The following is a 17,522-nucleotide window of genomic DNA, read 5'->3' as shown; positions in this document are numbered from 1 at the left end:
TGGATATAATAATGTATTCACAACTTCAGTATCATAACATATAATAAAGACGTAACCAAGACTTTTGCTTTAATTTAATAAATATTTTAAAATAGAGATATTAATTCATAAAAACCAAAGGAGGATTAGCATGTCTCAACCTTTAGCTTACCGAATGAGACCTCGAGAAATTGAAGAAGTGATTGGTCAGCAACACTTAGTCGGACCAGGTAAAATTATTGATCGCATGGTTCGTGCTCAAAGACTAACTTCCATGATATTATATGGTCCTCCAGGCACAGGAAAAACCAGTATCGCCAGTGCCATTGCCGGTAGTACGCAACATGCCTTTCGGGTCCTGAATGCTGCCACTGATAGCAAAAAGGATATCGAAGTCGTCGTTGAAGAAGCAAAGATGTCAGGCACCGTCATTTTATTACTGGATGAGATCCATCGCTTAAATAAAGTTAAGCAAGATTATCTGCTCCCCCATCTTGAAAGTGGACGAGTGATCTTAATTGGTGCCACTACTGAAAATCCTTATATATCCATTAACCCTGCTATCCGTAGTCGCGTACAAATATTCGAAGTCAAGCCCCTAACGAGTGACGAAATTGTTGAAGGCTTAACCAATGCGCTTTACGATTCAGAACGGGGCTTAGGTCACTATCAAGTTGAATTGGATGACAGCACCTTACGTCATTTTGCACATGTCACCAATGGCGACATTCGGAGCGCCCTCAATTCACTTGAATTAGCTGTTTTATCGACAGAAGCGAATGAAGACGGTAAAGTAGTCATCACTCAAGATATTGCTGAAGAATGCTTACAACGCAAACGTTTGGCTCATGATAAAGATGGCGATGCCCATTATGATACTATCTCTGCATTACAAAAATCCATTCGTGGAAGTGATGTAGATGCTGCCCTCTATTATTTAGCGATTTTACTGGAAGCCGGTGAGTTAATTATTGCCTGTCGTCGCTTATTAGTCATTGCTTATGAAGATATTGGCTTGGGTAACCCTCAAGCAACTGAAAGAACAGTGGCCGCTGTTGAAGCAGCAGAAAAATTAGGCTTACCAGAAGCACGTATTCCGTTAGCCTTTGCGACTGTAGAACTTGCCTTAAGTCCAAAATCCAATACCACAATGGTGGCATTAGACAGTGCACTCACTGATATTCGTAGTGGTAATATTGGCCCCATTCCTGATCACTTGAGAGATGCTCATTATAGCGGAGCGACTAAATTGGGGCGCGGCGTTGAATATAAATACCCTCATAGTTATCCTGGTCATTGGGTTTTACAACAATATTTACCGGATAATGTTAAAAGTAAACAATACTTCAAACCAGAGCCAACTGGTAAATATGAAGAAGCCCTCGCTAATGTCTATAAAAAAATAAAAAGCCAGTCATAATTTCAAAGCGAATATCGTGTGTTACTTTGATCAATAGTAATCTGAAAAAGTATCGCTTTTAATCAGAAAAATATTTTTAAATAAGGTTGAATTATATTGTCTAATCGCTCCATTTTCAAGTAATAAAACATTAAAACTCTTCGCAAAAAGTAATAAATATCTTGCGATAAAGCTTGATATATCGCGATTAGTTGCGGTTTATTGATGATATTTTTGCAAAACGCTTTATTTATAAAACATTTAGTGCTATAATATAATCATAGATGAGATATCTGAAGTGTACGTTGTTTACACATCGTGCGAACCGAACACTTTATTATTATATAGGGATTCTACTGAAGGTCTGGAATGACAAGCCTTTTACACTTGGAAGTCAGGAAGGATTTTCTTGAAGCCCACCTGCAGTTACTTGCGGGTTCATTACATGTGTACGCCTTGACGGCATATTCGGATATTCTTATTAGCTGGCGCGAGCCAGCTTTTTTATAAATGAAATTAAAGGAGTACTATATGATATTAACGGTTTTATATTTTGCTTTTCCCCTCTTAATGTTGATTATCGCTGGATATTTATTCTATTTTCGCCATGAATTAAAAGTTTGGTTAAACCTTGAAGATACTAAAATTATTAAAGCTCTCATTTCAGCCTTTTTCTCAATGGGATTAGTCGGTTTATTTTTAACTACCTTAAAATATGAAACTCTCTTTATCATTTGGATGATTTTGGCTATCTTATTAACGGGAGTACTCACCTTCATCTTCGTAAAATTGATGAAATAAAAGAATGCTATACTTTGGGTGTGAATCGACTGAACTTTCTCCGTTCATTCACTTCATTTGAAAAAATCTCCCTTGCTATCACTTATTACAGTGGTAAACAAGGGAGATTAAATTATATTGTGCTCTTTTGGGTTGGATTTGACTGTTATACTGGTTAAATTAGCTACGTAAGCCAATACCTCGATCCACTAAATAATATGCTAATGAATAAAGTACCACAATAAAAATGATTAAAATGGTAATCGACATCGCTATCGGTACATCGCCTATCCCTAAGAAACCGTAACGGAAACCCGAAATCATATAAACGATTGGATTGATTTTCGAAACGGCTTGCCAAAATGGTGGTAACATTGAAATAGCGTAGAACACTCCACCTAGATACGTTAAGGGTTGTAGTACAAACGTTGGCACAATTGAGACATCATCAAAACTTCTAGCAAACACACCATTGATCAGACCTGCTAGAGAAAATAAAATAGCGGTCATTAAAATGGTCATCACTACCACTAACCATGAATGAACATGTAATGGTACAAAGAATAATGACACCATGGTCACTAATGAAGCGACAATTAAACTCCGTCCTACCCCTCCTAATACAAATCCCCAAATGATAACATGAGTGGGTACAGGGGCTACTAATAATTCTTCAATATTCTTTTGTAATTTTTGAGAGAAGAATGATGAGGAAACATTGGCATAGGAACTGGTAATCGATGACATCATTATCAATCCTGGAACAATAAACTCCATATAACTGAAGCCTCCCATTTCACCAATACGTCCACCAATCATTTTTCCAAATATTATAAAATAAAGTGAAGTGGTAATGACAGGTGGAACTAATGTTTGAACCCAAATTCGCAAATAACGATTGGTTTCTTTCATCACTAAACTTTTTAAAGCTGTAAAATATAAACTATACATGTTAATCCTCCGTCTGATCTTTCTCTTCGGTAATTTTCAGGAATAACTCTTCTAAGCGATTTGATTTATTACGCATCGATAATACCTTAATTCCTTGCTCTGTTAATTGGTTAAAAATATCATTAACCCCTTGATTGCGCTCAACTTCGACTTCCAAAGTTTGGTCACCATCAAATTGATATGCATAGCCTGTTAACTTGGGTTGTTGTTGCAATATGCCCAAATCAAAGATAAAAGTTTCATGCTGTAATTTTGATAATAATGCTTTCATACTGGTATTCTCAATTAGTTGGCCCGCTTGGATGATGCCGATATTACGACATAACATCTCGGCTTCTTCAAGATAATGAGTCGTTAAGATAATGGTGGTGCCATTAGCATTTAACTCTTGTAAGAAATGCCACATCCCTCTTCTTAACTCAATATCAACCCCGGCGGTCGGTTCATCTAAAATCAATAGTTTGGGTTCATGCATCAAAGCTCTAGCAATCATCAAACGACGCTTCATTCCTCCCGATAACATGCGCGCTTTTTCATCACGCTTTTCCCATAAATCTGCCTGCTTTAAATATTTTTCACTGCGCTTGTAAGCTTCTTTACGAGGCACGCCATAATATCCTGCTTGATTGACCACAATTTGTTGGACGGTCTCAAATGGATTAAAATTGAACTCTTGTGGTACCAAGCCAATTTGTTGCTTCGCTTTTTCTAACTGAGTATCAATATCATAACCAAATACTTTAACAGTCCCAGAGGTTTTATTGACTAGCGAAGTAATTATACCAATAGTCGTCGACTTGCCAGCACCATTAGGACCTAATAACGCATAAAAATCACCTTCAGAGACCTTTAAATCAATCCCCTTGAGTGCTTGTACTCCTGTATCATAAACCTTCTTTAAATCCGATATTTCCAATGCATAAGTCATATATAAGAAATCTCCTTTTATTCATCTGATACTATTCTAACATCTATTGGAACACAGGTACAATGGAATGATTATTATAAATATAGTATCTTTTTTAAAAGTGTTGGTGGACAGATTTTTCTCAATAAACCCCACCATTTGACAAAGAGCCATCAATATTAGACGATGGCTATCAAATTCCACGCTATTTTTACTTTCAAACAAAAAAAGATTGGACCCTAGAGCCCAATCTTTTAATTAATTTATTTATCTTCTTTGTCAGATAAACCTTCTTTAATACCTTCTACAGTATCTTTTACATCTTCAATGCCTTCTTTAACAGCGCCTTTAACTTTTTCAGCAACGCCTTCAGATTGTAATTTTTCATTATCGGTAACTTTTCCGACAGTTTCTTTTACTGATCCAGATACTTTATCTAATTTCGCTTCATTTTTTTCTTTTGACATATTCATTTCCTCCTTGTTTTATAGCATACTTCTACTATACTACCTGATGATGAATATGTGAAATAATATGCTCAGAGATAAAAGTTTAAACACTTTAATTGCTGACAGCGTTACAGTTATTTAAAACAAAAATTAGTGTCGAAACGTATCGGTTTATTAAAATGATTTTCGTTAAAAGAGCTAGCTATAAATAAAGAGACTGGATAGACAGTCCTTCTACCCCACACTACCTTCCATTTCATAACTGATCAATCGGTTTAATTCAACTGCGTATTCCATCGGTAATTCTTTGGTGAACGGTTCAACAAATCCCATAACAATCATTTCAGTTGCAGCTGCTTCTGATAAACCGCGACTCATTAAATAGAATAATTGTTCTTCTGATATGCGCGATACTTTGGCTTCGTGTTCTAAAGCCACTTGTCCATTATGGATTTCATTAAATGGAATGGTATCTGATTTTGATTTTTCATCCATAATAATCGTATCACATTCAATATGCGACATGGATCCTTGTGAATTTTTACCAAAATAGACTTGTCCACGATAGTTGACACTACCACCGTCTTTCGCAATCGATTTAGAAACAATTGAGCTCGAGGTATTCGGCGCATTATGATAGATTTTAGCACCGGCATCTTGAATTTGATTCGCTCCAGCAAAGGCAATAGACATGACGGTACCACGAGACCCTTGACCTTGTAAGTAAACACTTGGATATTTCATGGTCACTTGAGCACCAAGGTTACCGTCAACCCACTCCATTGTCGCACCTTCATGGGCAACCGAACGTTTGGTTACCAAATTATAAACATTATGAGACCAGTTTTGAATGGTGGTATAACGGCAATAGGCATCCTTTTTGACAATAATTTCCACCACTGCACCATGTAAAGAAGCGGTTGAGTAAGTCGGTGCTGTACAGCCTTCGACATAGTGAATACTGGCACCTTCATCGACAATAATCAAAGTCCGTTCGAATTGTCCGGTTCCTTCATTATTAATTCTAAAGTATGTTTGTAATGGAATATCGCATTTTACGCCTTTAGGAACGTAAATAAAAGTTCCACCACTCCAGACGGCTCCATTTAATCCCGCTATAAAATTATCCGTGGGCGGTACCACCGTTCCAAAATGTTCTTTAAAAATTTCTGGGTATTCCTTTAAAGCTGTATCCGTATCAGTAAATAAAATACCTAGTTTATCAAACTCAGCTTTTAAATTATGATAAACAGCTTCTGATTCGTATTGCACGGCCGCTCCTGCTAAATAAGCACGTTCAGCTTCAGGTATACCAAGCCGTTCAAAGGTATTTTTGATTTCTTCAGGGACATCATCCCAGCTTCTCGCTGGTTTATTAGTGGCTTTTTGATAATAAGTAATATCCTCAAAGTCTAAGCCAGATAAATCAGGTCCCCAATTAACTTTTTTAGCATTATAGTAGGCATCTAAAGCTTTTAAGCGATAGTCTAACATCCATTGGGGTTCATTTTTTTCTTTTGAAATGGTGCGTACCACTTGTTCATTTAAACCTTTTCCAGTTGAGAAAATGATTTCTGCATTGTCTTTAAAACCATAAGCATAGTCATCCACGACTGGCACTTCAAGTTCTCTTACTACTTCAGTCATCTAAATCACTCTCTTTCTGTGGGTCGACTGCCCCTGCTGCTGCTTTCCAAGCTAATACCGCACATTTATAACGTGCAGGAAATTGTTTAACTCCTTCAAGGAAATAAGCATCTTTTAAGGCAATCTCCCATTGTTCATCAATAGTTTCTCCTTTAACCAATCGATTAAAAACGTCAATTAACTTTAAGGCTTTATCAATAGTAAGTCCTTTAATAGCCTCTGTCATCATACTTGCACTAGCCATACTAATCGAACATCCATGTCCGGTATAAGCCGCTTCTTCAATTACCTGATCCTTCACTACCATTTGCACGATAATAGCGTCACCGCAGGTTGGATTTAATAATTCCATGTGATGGGTTGCATTGTCTAAAGCATAATGGTGATGAGGATGTTGTGCATGATCTAAAATCACTTCTCGATATAAATGAGATAAATTAGATAGGGCCATTAAAAAACTCCTTTACGTTTTTCGTTACTTCAATAAAATGGTTTACTTCTGCTTCTGTATTATAAACGGCTAAGCTGGCTCTTAGCGTCGCATGAACACCTAAATAGCGCATCAAAGGTTGCGCACAATGATGGCCAGCTCTAACGGCAATCCCTTCCATATCATAACCGGTCGCCGCATCATGCGGGTGAACCCCATCAATATTAAAGCTTAAAATGCCATTTTGACCTTGGTGATAGACGGTCACGCCATCGATTTCAGACATCCCTTGTGTTAACCGTTGAGTTAGCTGTTGGACATAAGTTTGTAAAGGTTTCATGCCGATGTCGTTTAGCCAATCAATCGCTGCACCTAATCCTATGACTTCCGCAATTGGTGGTGTTCCTCCTTCAAATTTCCAAGGTGCTTCTTTATAATTACTGGTTTCATCTCCGACATAATGAATCATTTCTCCACCATAAAAAAATGGCTGACATGTTTCATGATGACGACGATTGAGATAGCAAATTCCAATACCCGTTGGTCCATATAGTTTATGACCACTAAAACAATAAGCATCGACTCCTAAGGCTTCAATGTCTAGACTTTGATGAGCGACAGCTTGGGCACCATCTACTATCACGATGATATTATGTTGATGTGCCCACTCAGTCAATTGTCGAAGGGGTTGTTCAACGCCTAAAACATTGGAGACATGTTGGATTACCAATGCTTTAACGGATTTTAACGCTTCTGATTGTGGCAATTGAGCCAAATCAACTGTAAAATCCTCTGTTAAGGACATCATTTTTAATTTAGCGCCTGTTCTTTGACACACGGCTTGCCAAGGCACATAGTTAGAATGATGTTCTAAGGTCGTAGTTAAAATAATATCGCCTTTTTTCATTATGGGTTCAACCAAACCACGTGCTATAAAATTTAGACTCGCCGTTGTCCCACTAGTATAAATGATTTCATTCATTGCTTTAGCACCGATAAATTGAGCCACTTTAGATCGAACCGCTTCATACTGTGTGGTCGCTCTTTCAGCTAAGCTATGAACACCACGATGAATATTAGCATTGTCTTCTTGATAATAGCGCATCATAGCCTCCAATACCACCTGCGGCTTCTGGGTAGTGGCTGCATTATCAAAGTAGATTAACGGCTCATCATTGACCGTTTGATTTAAAATCGGGAATTGTTGACGTAATGGATTAATCATTTAAATCATCTGCCTTAATACTCATTAACTTATGATCAATAACTTCCATTAATTCATCGCGTACTTTTTGTGAAGGCATACTTAAAATAACCGGTCCTAAAAATCCACGTATGACTAAATATTCTGCTGTTTCTTTTGTTAAACCACGACTCATTAAGTAATGCAATTGTTGTTCATCGACTTGTCCAATACTTGCAGCATGGCCTGCGGTCACTTCAAACTCTTCAATTAATAAAATCGGATTGGCATCTCCGCGTGCTTTATCTGATAACATTAAAACGCGACTCTCTTGTTGCGCATCAGCATGTTTGGCGCCATTTTCAATTAAACCAATGCCATTAAAGGTTAAGGTCGAACGGTCTAAGATGACGCCATGTTGGAAAATATTCCCAATCGTATGGTGACCACGATTAACAACTTTTGAATCAATGGCTTGAACTTGCTTATTAGAAGAAATACCGACAATCGCCACTTGTGATTCAGATCCATTACCATCTAAATAAGTATCCAAATCTAAAATAACATTACTATCATTCATTTCTCCAATCGCCCAATCGATATGAGCATCACGTTCAGTCCTTGCATAGCGTTTAATATAGGCATGGGTATTCTGTGGTAAGGTATCGATGGCCATATATTTTAATCGAGCTCCTGCTTTTACTATCGCTTCAACAATAATAGTCGTGCTAAAGGTTGCTTCTCCTTCAGCTTGGACACGCTCTAAGTAATCAACTGAACTGTTCTCATCTACAACGATTAAGACGCGTTTATTAAATGCTTGTTGATAACGGGCATCGGCCATTAAAATACTTTCGATTGGTAATTCAATTTCAACATTTTTGGGTACATAAATAAACAATCCACCATTGAGATGTGCAGTGTTATAGGCAACCACTTTATCCGTATGATGTTCAATGACGGTACCGAAATATTGTTGGACTAAATCAGGATATTCGACTAGCGCCTCAAATAAATCCATTAGGATGACGCCTTGTTCTTTTAAGTCTATTGGTAAGCTTTCCATAATAGTACTATTGCCTGCTTTAACAATTTTGGCACCTTCTGCTTCAGTCAATTCTAACGCAGCGGCTTTTCCATAAGTTAATGGATGTATCATTGCTTCAACATCAGCAATTTTGGTGTTAAATAATGGCCAACGATGAAATTTAGCGCGTTCAATTACCGGCAGTGCTAATGCTGCCCATTTTTCACTTGCTTCATCTCGTAATTGAGTAAACCATTCTGGTAATTCATAGGCAAAAGGTAATAGTTCATACTGTGAGTGTAATTCATTTAATGACATTAAATTCACTCCTATTCTTTCTCTTCTAACGTTAGACCTAGTTCTTCACTAATCCCTTTATAACCTTCTGCTTCCAAGCGTTGTGCTAATTCAGGACCTCCGGTCATGACCACTTTTCCGTCCATCATAATATGAACGACATCTGGTTCAATATAATTTAATAAACGTTGATAATGAGTAATAATTAAAGAACCAAATTGTTCACCACGCATAGCATTAACACCCTTAGAAACGACTTTTAATGCATCAATATCTAAACCAGAGTCAATCTCATCTAAAATCGCAAATTTTGGCTCAATCATCAAGCATTGTAAAATTTCATTACGTTTCTTTTCACCACCAGAAAATCCTTCATTCAAATAGCGCCCTGCCATTTCTTCAGGCATATCTAATAAGGCCATTTTTTCATCTAGTTTTTTAATAAACGTCCGCACGTCCATCTTATCATCTTCAGCTCGGCGTGAGTTAATCGCTGCTCGCATAAATTCAGCATTGGTCACCCCAGGGATTTCACTTGGGTATTGAACGGCTAAAAATAGACCGGCACGCGCTCTTTCATCAACCTCCATCTCTAATACATTTTCGCCATCAAGTAAAATTTCACCTTGAGTGACTTCAAACGCAGGATTACCCATAATTGCTGCTGCTAAGGTTGATTTTCCAGTACCATTTGGTCCCATTACTGCATGAATTTCACCGGTATTCAGTATTAAATTCACACCTTTTAATATTTCTTTGTCTTCAATTCTGACATGTAAATCTTTAATTTCTAAAACAGACATGTGAACGCCTCCTTAAATTCATAAATATATTGTAACTAAATTTTAATGGTCTTTCAATCTTTTCCCAAATTCAACTATCGTTATTAATTCAGAGCCCATTTGTGAAATGGACAATAAAAAACTGTACGGCGCATTGACACTTCGTCTATCAAGTACTACAACGTATTGATATCCTTTCCATCATGATAAGAATGATAAGTTCAAAAGATTACTTTAAAATACCATAGTGCAGTTACTTGTTTCTACGTTGATTTTCAGTCTAATTTAGCTGCTGAATCAGTTTCACGCATTGCTGTATATACCAACTTACTCCGGCTTTAGACTTTTCTCTAATTTAAATGCTTACTTGCTTCACGATATGATAATGAAGATAATTGATGTTGATAATCAGCTAAAAATTGACGTACCCACTGGGGATTGGTTTTAGCATACTCTCTAAGACTCCAACCAATCGCTTTATTAATAAAAAACTCATCACTAACTAAATTGTTTAAAATGATTGCGGCTAATAATTCAGCATTCGTTTTATCTTTACGTCCGATTTGATGATCAATCGCTAAGCGTCTAAGCCACATATCCTCATTCTTTGACCATTCGATCATTAAATCATCAACTCGATTATCCGTTAGCCCAATATTACCGATTAATCGATCTAGGCGGTCAATGGTATCCCACCATTGATGTTTTTTAGCTAAGTGGAAAAGATTAGGAATATCCTCAAATGTTAACCATTTAGCCATTGCTTGTAAATAATCCAATGCGACATAATGCAGCTCACGAAATTGACTATCATAACAATCGTTCACAAATTGCCAATCGATTGTTTGAGTTGCTTTTTCATTTTGAATAAATTCTTTAATAAGCGCTTTTCTAGCAGGTGTTTTGACGCCCAAAAATTCAAATTGATTGCGCATATATTGTTTCATTGATAAAGCGTTTTGTGGGTCCGTCGCGGATTGAATCAAGGTTAAAACATGTGTGTATTTGCTCATTACTACAATTCGCTCCTTTGTTAAATCTTAAAAAAGACTACCAAAACAAAATACTGCTGTTGGTAGTCTCTACAATCTGGATTATTGATTATTTAAAATATCATCCATTAAATTTTCATTGAATACACCTTTTCTTAACATCTCAATTTCTTGCTTGTAAGGGGCTACTTTTACCTTCTCATTATCGGGTTTTGGCACCCATGGTGTTTCTAAGATTTTTGGTAACTGCATCAATTGTGGGTGGTGAACCAATTGGTTAATAGTTTCAAATCCAATTGAACCTAAACCAATATTTTGATGACGGTCTTTATTACTATGGAATGGATTTTTGGAATCATTAATATGAATGACTTTTAAGCGATCTAAACCGATGATTTTATCAAATTGGTTTAACACACCATCTAAATCATTGACAATATCATAACCCGCATCATAAACATGACAGGTATCGAAAGTAACTGATAATTTATCATTATGGGTAACACCATCAATCATTTGTGCAATTTCTTCAAAAGTACGTCCTAATTCCGTACCTTTTCCGGCCATTGTTTCTAAAGCGATTTGCACGTTTTGATCCGGGCGAATCACTTCATTTAGACCTTTGACAATTTGGGCAATCCCCACTGCTTCACCTGCTCCAACATGACTTCCAGGATGCAGAGTAACCTGATTGGCACCTACCGCTTCCACACGATTAATTTCTTCTCTTAAAAATTCAACTGCGAAATCAAAATATCCTTCTTTAGTGGTATTGGCTAGATTCACGATATAAGGGGCATGCACGGTAAAGAAATCAATACCATTCGCTGCCATAAATTGACGAGCTTCTTCAATTTTGAATGTCGAAATATCTTTACGACGTGTATTTTGTGGTGCCCCAGTATAAATCATAAAGACATTAGCACCGTAAGAAGCAGCTTCTTTGGCAGAACCTAGAAGCATATCCTTACCTGACATTGAAACATGAGATCCAATAAACATTAATTTACTCTCCTATTCTTGAATGCGTAAATGTAATTCTCTAACTTGATCATTTGCAACATAACTTGGGGCATTTGACAATACATCAACTCCACGCCCTGTTTTAGGGAAGGCAATCACTTCACGAATATTTGGTTCTTTAGCTAATATCATGACTAAGCGATCTAAACCTAATGCCAGGCCACCATGTGGTGGGAAGCCATAATCAAAAGCATTCATTAAGAAACCAAATTGCTCTTGTGCTTGTTCCGGTGTGAAACCTAATAACTCAAACATTTGATTTTGCATTTCACGCGTGAAGATACGGATTGATCCGCCTCCGATTTCATAACCGTTTAATACAATATCATATGCTTGTGCTAATGCATTAGCTGGGTCTTCTTTCATAGCCGCTAAGTCCATATTTTGTGGTGCGGTAAACGGATGGTGCATTGCCACATAACGTTTGGCTTCTTCATCGTATTCAAATAATGGCCAGTCTGTAATCCAGACAAAAGCTAATTCATCTTGATCAAACAATTCATGCTTTTTGGCTAAATGAACACGTAATTCACCTAAAGAAGCCGCTACGACATCTTTTTGATCCGCTACGAAGAATAAGATATCACCGGGTTCAGCATTCGTTGGCTCAGTAATGGCTTTATAACTTGTTTCATCAGCAAAGAATTTAGCAATCGGACCATTGAAACCTTCATCGGTAATTTTTAACCATGCTAACCCTTTCGCACCATAAGGCTTCACGACATTAATGAGTTCATCGGCTGTTTTACGTGTATAAGCATCCGCTAACCCTTTTAAGTTAATGGCTTTTACTTGTCCACCGTTTTCAATCGTTGATTTAAAGACACCAAACTCAGATTGAGCAGCAAATTCTGATAAATCAACTAGTTTCATTTCAAAACGAATATCCGGTTTATCTACCCCATATTCATTCATTGCTTTTTCATAAGTCATTGTTGGAAAAGCTTCTGTCATTTCAATCCCACGAGCTGCTTTTACTACACGTTTTAACATTTCTTCAACAATTGCTTGAATTTCTTGTTGTGATAAGAAACTTGTTTCTAAGTCGACTTGAGTAAATTCTGGTTGACGGTCACCACGTAAATCTTCGTCACGGAAACAACGAACAATCTGATAATAACGGTCAATACCAGCACCCATTAATAATTGTTTAAAGATTTGTGGTGATTGAGGCAAGGCATAGAATTTACCAGCTTCACGACGAGTTGGCACTAAATAGTCACGTGCACCTTCTGGGGTTGATTTGGTTAAATAAGGTGTTTCAACATCGATAAAATCTAAACTATCTAAGTATTCACGAATCGCTTTTGTGACATTGTGACGTAAACGTAAGTTATTGAACATATTAGGACGACGTAAATCTAAATAACGATTGCGTAAACGTATTTCTTCTTCAACGTCTAAGCGTTCTTCAATATAAATGGGTGGTGTCTTTGCTTTAGCTAATACATTTAATTCATGAGCCATTAATTCATATTGTCCGGTCGGAATATTCGGGTTAATTTGCTCAGCGACACGTTTATTTAAAACCCCTGATACTTCTACGACATATTCGCTACGTAAATGATCCGCTAAATCCATTTGTTCAGCCGATAGATTCTCGGCATTAAATACCACTTGACAAAAACCTTCACGGTCACGTAAATCGATAAAGATAACGCCACCTAAGTCACGACGTCTTTGTACCCAACCTTTAAGCGTAATTGTTTTGCCAACTAATTCTTCACTTACTAAACCTGCATATACTGTTCTTTGTTCCATGTTTATTCTCCTCTAAAGTACTTATCGATGGCTGAAGTATCGGTCGTCAACTCACGATAAATGTTCTCGAAATCTGCCAATAGATCATCAATCGCCACTTCTTTTTGTTTATCTAATGCTTTATTTTTGATGGTAACTTTACCAGTCTCTAATTCATCTTCACCTAACGTTAAGGTTAACTTAGCATTTAATTTATCTGCTGTTTTAAACTGAGATTTTAAGCTACGACCTAAATAATCACGTTCAGCAAAATAGCCTGCTTGACGGGCTGCTTGAACGATTTGTAAAGCTTTAATATTAACCGCATCTCCCATTGTTAATACAAATAAATCTAATGGTTCTTCTTCTGGTAATTCAATCTTTTGTTGTTCTAATAATAATAATAAACGTTCCATCCCTAATCCAAAACCAAAGCCAGGTGCTTGGGGACCGCCTAATTGTTCCACTAAGCCATCATAACGTCCACCACCGATGACGGTTGATTGAGCGCCAATCGCATCATCATTGACAATAATTTCAAAAATCGTATCTTGATAATAATCTAAACCTCGAACAATTAAAGGATTGACTGTATAAGGAATATCTAAAGCTTTTAACATCGCTTGAACTTGTTCAAAATGTTGACGACTTTCTTCACTTAAGAAATCTAAAATTGTCGGTGCTTGTGCTACTAAGGCTTTATCTTTGGCATCTTTACTATCTAAAATACGTAAAGGATTATCCGCTAAACGGCGTTGAGAATCCTCACTTAATTGATCCTTTAAAGGAGTAAAATACTCGATTAAGGCTTCACGATATTTTTGACGATCCGCTGGTTTACCTAATGAATTAATGTTTAATTCCACATTTTCAACTTCTAATTCAGATAAAATATCCCAAGCTAAACCAATCACTTCAGCATCAGTGGCAGGATTAGTACTTCCGAATACCTCAACTCCAATTTGATGGAATTGACGTTGACGCCCTGCTTGTGGACGCTCATAACGGAACATTGGCCCGATATAATAAACTTTTAAAGGCTGTGGATGTTCAGGACCAAATAACTTGTGTTCAACATAAGCACGCACAATCGCGGCTGTTCCTTCAGGTCTTAACGCTAGATCACGATCGCCTTTATCCTTAAAGTCATACATTTCTTTTGAAACGATATCACTCGTATCACCGACTGATCGAGCAAATAATTCTTTCGCTTCAAAAATCGGCGTTCTTAACTCTTTAAATTGATAAGTGTCAAAAATCGCTCTAACAGTATCTTCTAAATATTGCCATTTGTAACTATCTTTAGGCAGAATATCTTCTGTCCCTTTCATCTTTTTAATCATTTTCGTTCCTCCTTGATGGAATGGTATTTAGTATTATCAAATAATCAATTGTGTACTTCAAGTGTGATAATTTTTACATTTGATGGATGTGGGAGTGGACAAGAAGTAGAAAATCGAATGATTTTTACTTCGTCTGTTCACCCCCGCACAGTTGGGAGTGGACCAAAAGTAGAAAATCAAATGATTTTCGCTTTGTCTGTCCACCCCCGCAAAGTTGAGTAGGTCTCAAGCAAGTCATTAAGACGCAGATTGAGACCACTCAACCACTGCGCTTTTAATTAATGAGAAATAACTTGAGTGAACTTATCAAATTGATGCCTAACCTCTTTAAGACGCAGTTTGAGACCACTCAGCCCCTGCGCCTTTAATTATCGAGCACTAATCTGAGTGATTTGGTTAAGATTATTCTCAGCCTCATTAAGACGCAGTTTGAGGCCACTCAACCAGTGCACAATTAACTTACGAACAATAATCTTAACTAAAATTATCAAGATTATGACCAGCCTCTTGGTTTTTTCCTTATTAAATGTTGGAAATTAATACTTTAGTAATAGCTATCCTATGAATCTCGGCATTCGATGTTAATAAAAAACTCAGATGATTGAAAATTTTCACCTACTGTTTGGTTACCACAGTGAGGATTGCTATATCGGTCTAATAAAGTAAAAAAATCCTAAAGCAAAACAATTGCTTTAGGACGTTCAATACGTGGTACCACCTAACTTTGTAATAGTCAAACTATCACCTCAAAGCCATATCGCGGCTAACGGAATAACTTTTCATTATTCTTCTCGATAGTGTCTTCGCTCTTGCCTAGGTGCATTCTTTCAGCCACGGAATGTACTCTCTGAAGGTCGGCTAGCTACTTGTCTATGTTATCGAATATACTATTCATCTTTGTATAAGATTACCGTTAGTTAAGGGATTTGTCAAGTTTATTTTGATAAAAAATAATTGATAGTTTAAACGCTTTTAACATATTTTTAATCTATCAACAAATTTGCACTCGTTAAAATGTCACTATTATCACAAATAGATTACTATTCGATAACATTATTAAAAAGTTTGAACATTCTATGAAAAATGTCTTATAATAACATAAAGTAGAATTGTTTTATATTGGAGGAATTATGAAAGATAATCTAATAAAATTTATGCGATTACTCTTATCGCGTCAATATTTCCCTCCTTTCATGACCGTATTAATGCTATTAATTGGTTCTTTAGCTGTTTTCAGTTTAGTTACAGATGAACAGCTCACAATTGAAAAAGATCAAATAGTAGCAAGGATAGAACCCGCAACAAATTCTGAAAGTATCGTAACCTTAGAAAAAGGTAAAAGCTATGATGTTTTATCTAAAGCAAATGGTTGGTACAAACTGAGACTTGATGCTCGTAGCGATGGTTGGGTACCTGAATGGTTTATTGAAAGTGAAACATTAACTAGTGATCATGCTATTGCGGCTCATATTTTAGTTGATACACCTGTTTATACCGAAACGAACGAAAAATCGGCTGTGATGACTACGATGCAACCTGAAAATTACCTGATTGTTCGCTTTGAGAAAAAAGGCTGGCTACAAGTTGAAGTCGATGGGCGATATGGATACATTAAGACACGCGCCGTTAATTTAATCAATTTAAGTGATGTGCCTTCAATTGATCCTGATAAACTGGATGAAGTCTATGACCCCGTAGCCATTCAAAAAGCAAAAGAAGCAGCTGAAAAAATAGTGGTTGTAAGATATTCTGCTGAACCATTACTTGATGCTCCTTCATTGAATGCCAATCGTATTTATGATATTGCTTATGGTCAAAAATTCAAATACATTGATGAAGTTGTTTCGGCAGATGGCAACGAAACAGAATTTATTTTAGTTGAAGATAGTGATGGTCTACAAGGTTATGTAGAAAGTCGAATTGCGGGAATGGAAGCTGATTCGATTGGCCATGTGACTGAGAAGACTGCTCAATCATTACAAGATGCGGTCATTATGATTGACCCGGGTCATGGTGGTGAAGATGCCGGTGCAACTACTGAAGATGAATCCGTCTATGAGAAAAACATTACCTTGTCTACTTCGCTCTTATTAAAACAAAAATTAGAAGCGGTTGGAGCAAAAGTCCTTATGACCCGTGAAACCGATGAATTCATCGATTTGATACCGCGTAGTGATTTAAGTAATGAGCAACAAGTCGATGCCTTCATCAGTATTCATTTTGATAAAGGTCAAGTTGGCTGGTCAGGTTCCACTACCTATTACTTCCATGAAGATGATTATGAATTAGCAAAAAGTATTAATGATGCGCTCTCGACACTCGCATTACCGAATAACGGAACCTTATTCGGCAATTACTCTGTTCTTAGAGAAAATACGCGTCCAGCTGTATTATTGGAAATAGGTTATATGTCCAATGCGATTGATTTACAATATATCACCTCAGCTGATTATCAAGAAGCAGTAACCAATGTCATTGTAACAGCATTAGAAGAATATTTTGATAAATAAATTTAAGACCTTGAATGTCATCTTTGGACTTCAAGGTCTTTTTGGTTGTTTAAAAACTATCGGTCATTCTGAACAATGAATAG

The 17,522-nt window shown here is 36.8% G+C and carries 16 protein-coding genes and 1 other RNA gene; 5 read left to right on the top strand and 12 right to left on the bottom strand.

Annotation, left to right across the window (positions count from 1 at the left end; translation table 11 throughout):
• The first annotated feature begins 130 nt into the window (after positions 1-130).
• The 3 genes from LB888_RS10750 (at position 131) to LB888_RS10740 (ending at position 2,179) form a co-directional block, all read left to right on the top strand.
• Positions 131-1,399, top strand: a complete 1,269-nt coding sequence (locus LB888_RS10750) for a replication-associated recombination protein A (RefSeq protein WP_318752914.1) — start codon at positions 131-133, stop codon at positions 1,397-1,399.
• A gap of 266 nt (positions 1,400-1,665) precedes the next feature.
• Positions 1,666-1,857: non-coding RNA, 6S RNA (gene ssrS / locus LB888_RS10745), on the top strand.
• Between the two features lie 52 nt (positions 1,858-1,909).
• Positions 1,910-2,179, top strand: coding sequence for a hypothetical protein (locus LB888_RS10740; RefSeq protein ID WP_066127039.1), 270 nt, complete (start codon positions 1,910-1,912; stop codon positions 2,177-2,179).
• 159 nt (positions 2,180-2,338) lie between these two features.
• Here the strand turns inward: LB888_RS10740 and LB888_RS10735 are convergent, their stop codons facing one another.
• The 12 genes from LB888_RS10735 to hisS all read right to left on the bottom strand — a co-directional run bounded on the left by LB888_RS10735 (position 2,339) and on the right by hisS (position 14,929).
• On the bottom strand, positions 2,339-3,109 hold the full coding sequence (locus tag LB888_RS10735; RefSeq protein WP_276645671.1) for an ABC transporter permease: 771 nt from the start codon (positions 3,107-3,109) through the stop codon (positions 2,339-2,341).
• A 1-nt stretch (position 3,110) separates the two neighbouring features.
• The gene (locus LB888_RS10730) at positions 3,111-4,037 is read right to left on the bottom strand and encodes an ABC transporter ATP-binding protein (RefSeq protein WP_318752913.1); all 927 of its coding nucleotides are present in this window, start codon (positions 4,035-4,037) and stop codon (positions 3,111-3,113) included.
• A 242-nt stretch (positions 4,038-4,279) separates the two neighbouring features.
• Entirely contained in the window at positions 4,280-4,483 is a 204-nt protein-coding gene (locus LB888_RS10725; RefSeq protein WP_066127030.1) for a CsbD family protein, read from the bottom strand.
• Between the two features lie 216 nt (positions 4,484-4,699).
• Positions 4,700-6,112 (bottom strand): Fe-S cluster assembly protein SufB, encoded by a 1,413-nt coding sequence (gene sufB, locus LB888_RS10720; RefSeq protein ID WP_078755635.1) that lies wholly within the window; start codon positions 6,110-6,112, stop codon positions 4,700-4,702.
• Positions 6,105-6,563, bottom strand: a complete 459-nt coding sequence (gene sufU, locus LB888_RS10715) for a Fe-S cluster assembly sulfur transfer protein SufU (protein ID WP_318752912.1) — start codon at positions 6,561-6,563, stop codon at positions 6,105-6,107. The genes sufB and sufU overlap by 8 nt, the downstream gene beginning before the upstream one ends.
• Positions 6,550-7,767, bottom strand: a complete 1,218-nt coding sequence (locus LB888_RS10710; protein WP_318752911.1) for a SufS family cysteine desulfurase — start codon at positions 7,765-7,767, stop codon at positions 6,550-6,552. Before LB888_RS10710 ends, sufU begins: the two co-directional genes overlap by 14 nt.
• Positions 7,760-9,070, bottom strand: a complete 1,311-nt coding sequence (gene sufD / locus LB888_RS10705) for a Fe-S cluster assembly protein SufD (protein ID WP_318752910.1) — start codon at positions 9,068-9,070, stop codon at positions 7,760-7,762. Before sufD ends, LB888_RS10710 begins: the two co-directional genes overlap by 8 nt.
• A gap of 11 nt (positions 9,071-9,081) precedes the next feature.
• The gene (sufC, locus tag LB888_RS10700) at positions 9,082-9,852 is read right to left on the bottom strand and encodes a Fe-S cluster assembly ATPase SufC (protein WP_276647341.1); all 771 of its coding nucleotides are present in this window, start codon (positions 9,850-9,852) and stop codon (positions 9,082-9,084) included.
• A 329-nt stretch (positions 9,853-10,181) separates the two neighbouring features.
• The gene (locus tag LB888_RS10695; protein WP_318752909.1) at positions 10,182-10,844 is read right to left on the bottom strand and encodes a DNA alkylation repair protein; all 663 of its coding nucleotides are present in this window, start codon (positions 10,842-10,844) and stop codon (positions 10,182-10,184) included.
• 81 nt (positions 10,845-10,925) lie between these two features.
• Positions 10,926-11,825 carry a deoxyribonuclease IV gene (locus LB888_RS10690; RefSeq protein ID WP_318752908.1) on the bottom strand — a complete coding sequence of 300 codons (900 nt, stop codon included), beginning with the start codon at positions 11,823-11,825 and terminating at the stop codon, positions 10,926-10,928.
• A 12-nt stretch (positions 11,826-11,837) separates the two neighbouring features.
• A complete protein-coding gene (aspS, locus tag LB888_RS10685; protein ID WP_318752907.1) occupies positions 11,838-13,607 on the bottom strand; it encodes an aspartate--tRNA ligase in 1,770 nt (589 codons plus the stop codon).
• Between the two features lie 2 nt (positions 13,608-13,609).
• Complete coding sequence (gene hisS / locus LB888_RS10680) at positions 13,610-14,929, bottom strand: histidine--tRNA ligase (RefSeq protein ID WP_318752906.1); 1,320 nt, start codon at positions 14,927-14,929, stop codon at positions 13,610-13,612.
• Between the two features lie 15 nt (positions 14,930-14,944).
• Here hisS and LB888_RS10675 point away from each other — a divergent pair, with 15 nt between their 5' ends.
• The gene (locus LB888_RS10675; RefSeq protein WP_318752905.1) at positions 14,945-15,151 is read left to right on the top strand and encodes a hypothetical protein; all 207 of its coding nucleotides are present in this window, start codon (positions 14,945-14,947) and stop codon (positions 15,149-15,151) included.
• Positions 15,152-16,059: 908 nt separating this feature from the next.
• A complete protein-coding gene (locus tag LB888_RS10670) occupies positions 16,060-17,439 on the top strand; it encodes an N-acetylmuramoyl-L-alanine amidase (RefSeq protein ID WP_318752904.1) in 1,380 nt (459 codons plus the stop codon).
• Positions 17,440-17,522 lie beyond the last annotated feature (83 nt).

It is taken from the genome of Globicatella sp. PHS-GS-PNBC-21-1553, assembly GCF_033564055.1.
GTDB lineage: Bacteria > Bacillota > Bacilli > Lactobacillales > Aerococcaceae > Globicatella > Globicatella sulfidifaciens.
This window is presented reverse-complemented; position numbering and strand designations above follow the sequence as displayed.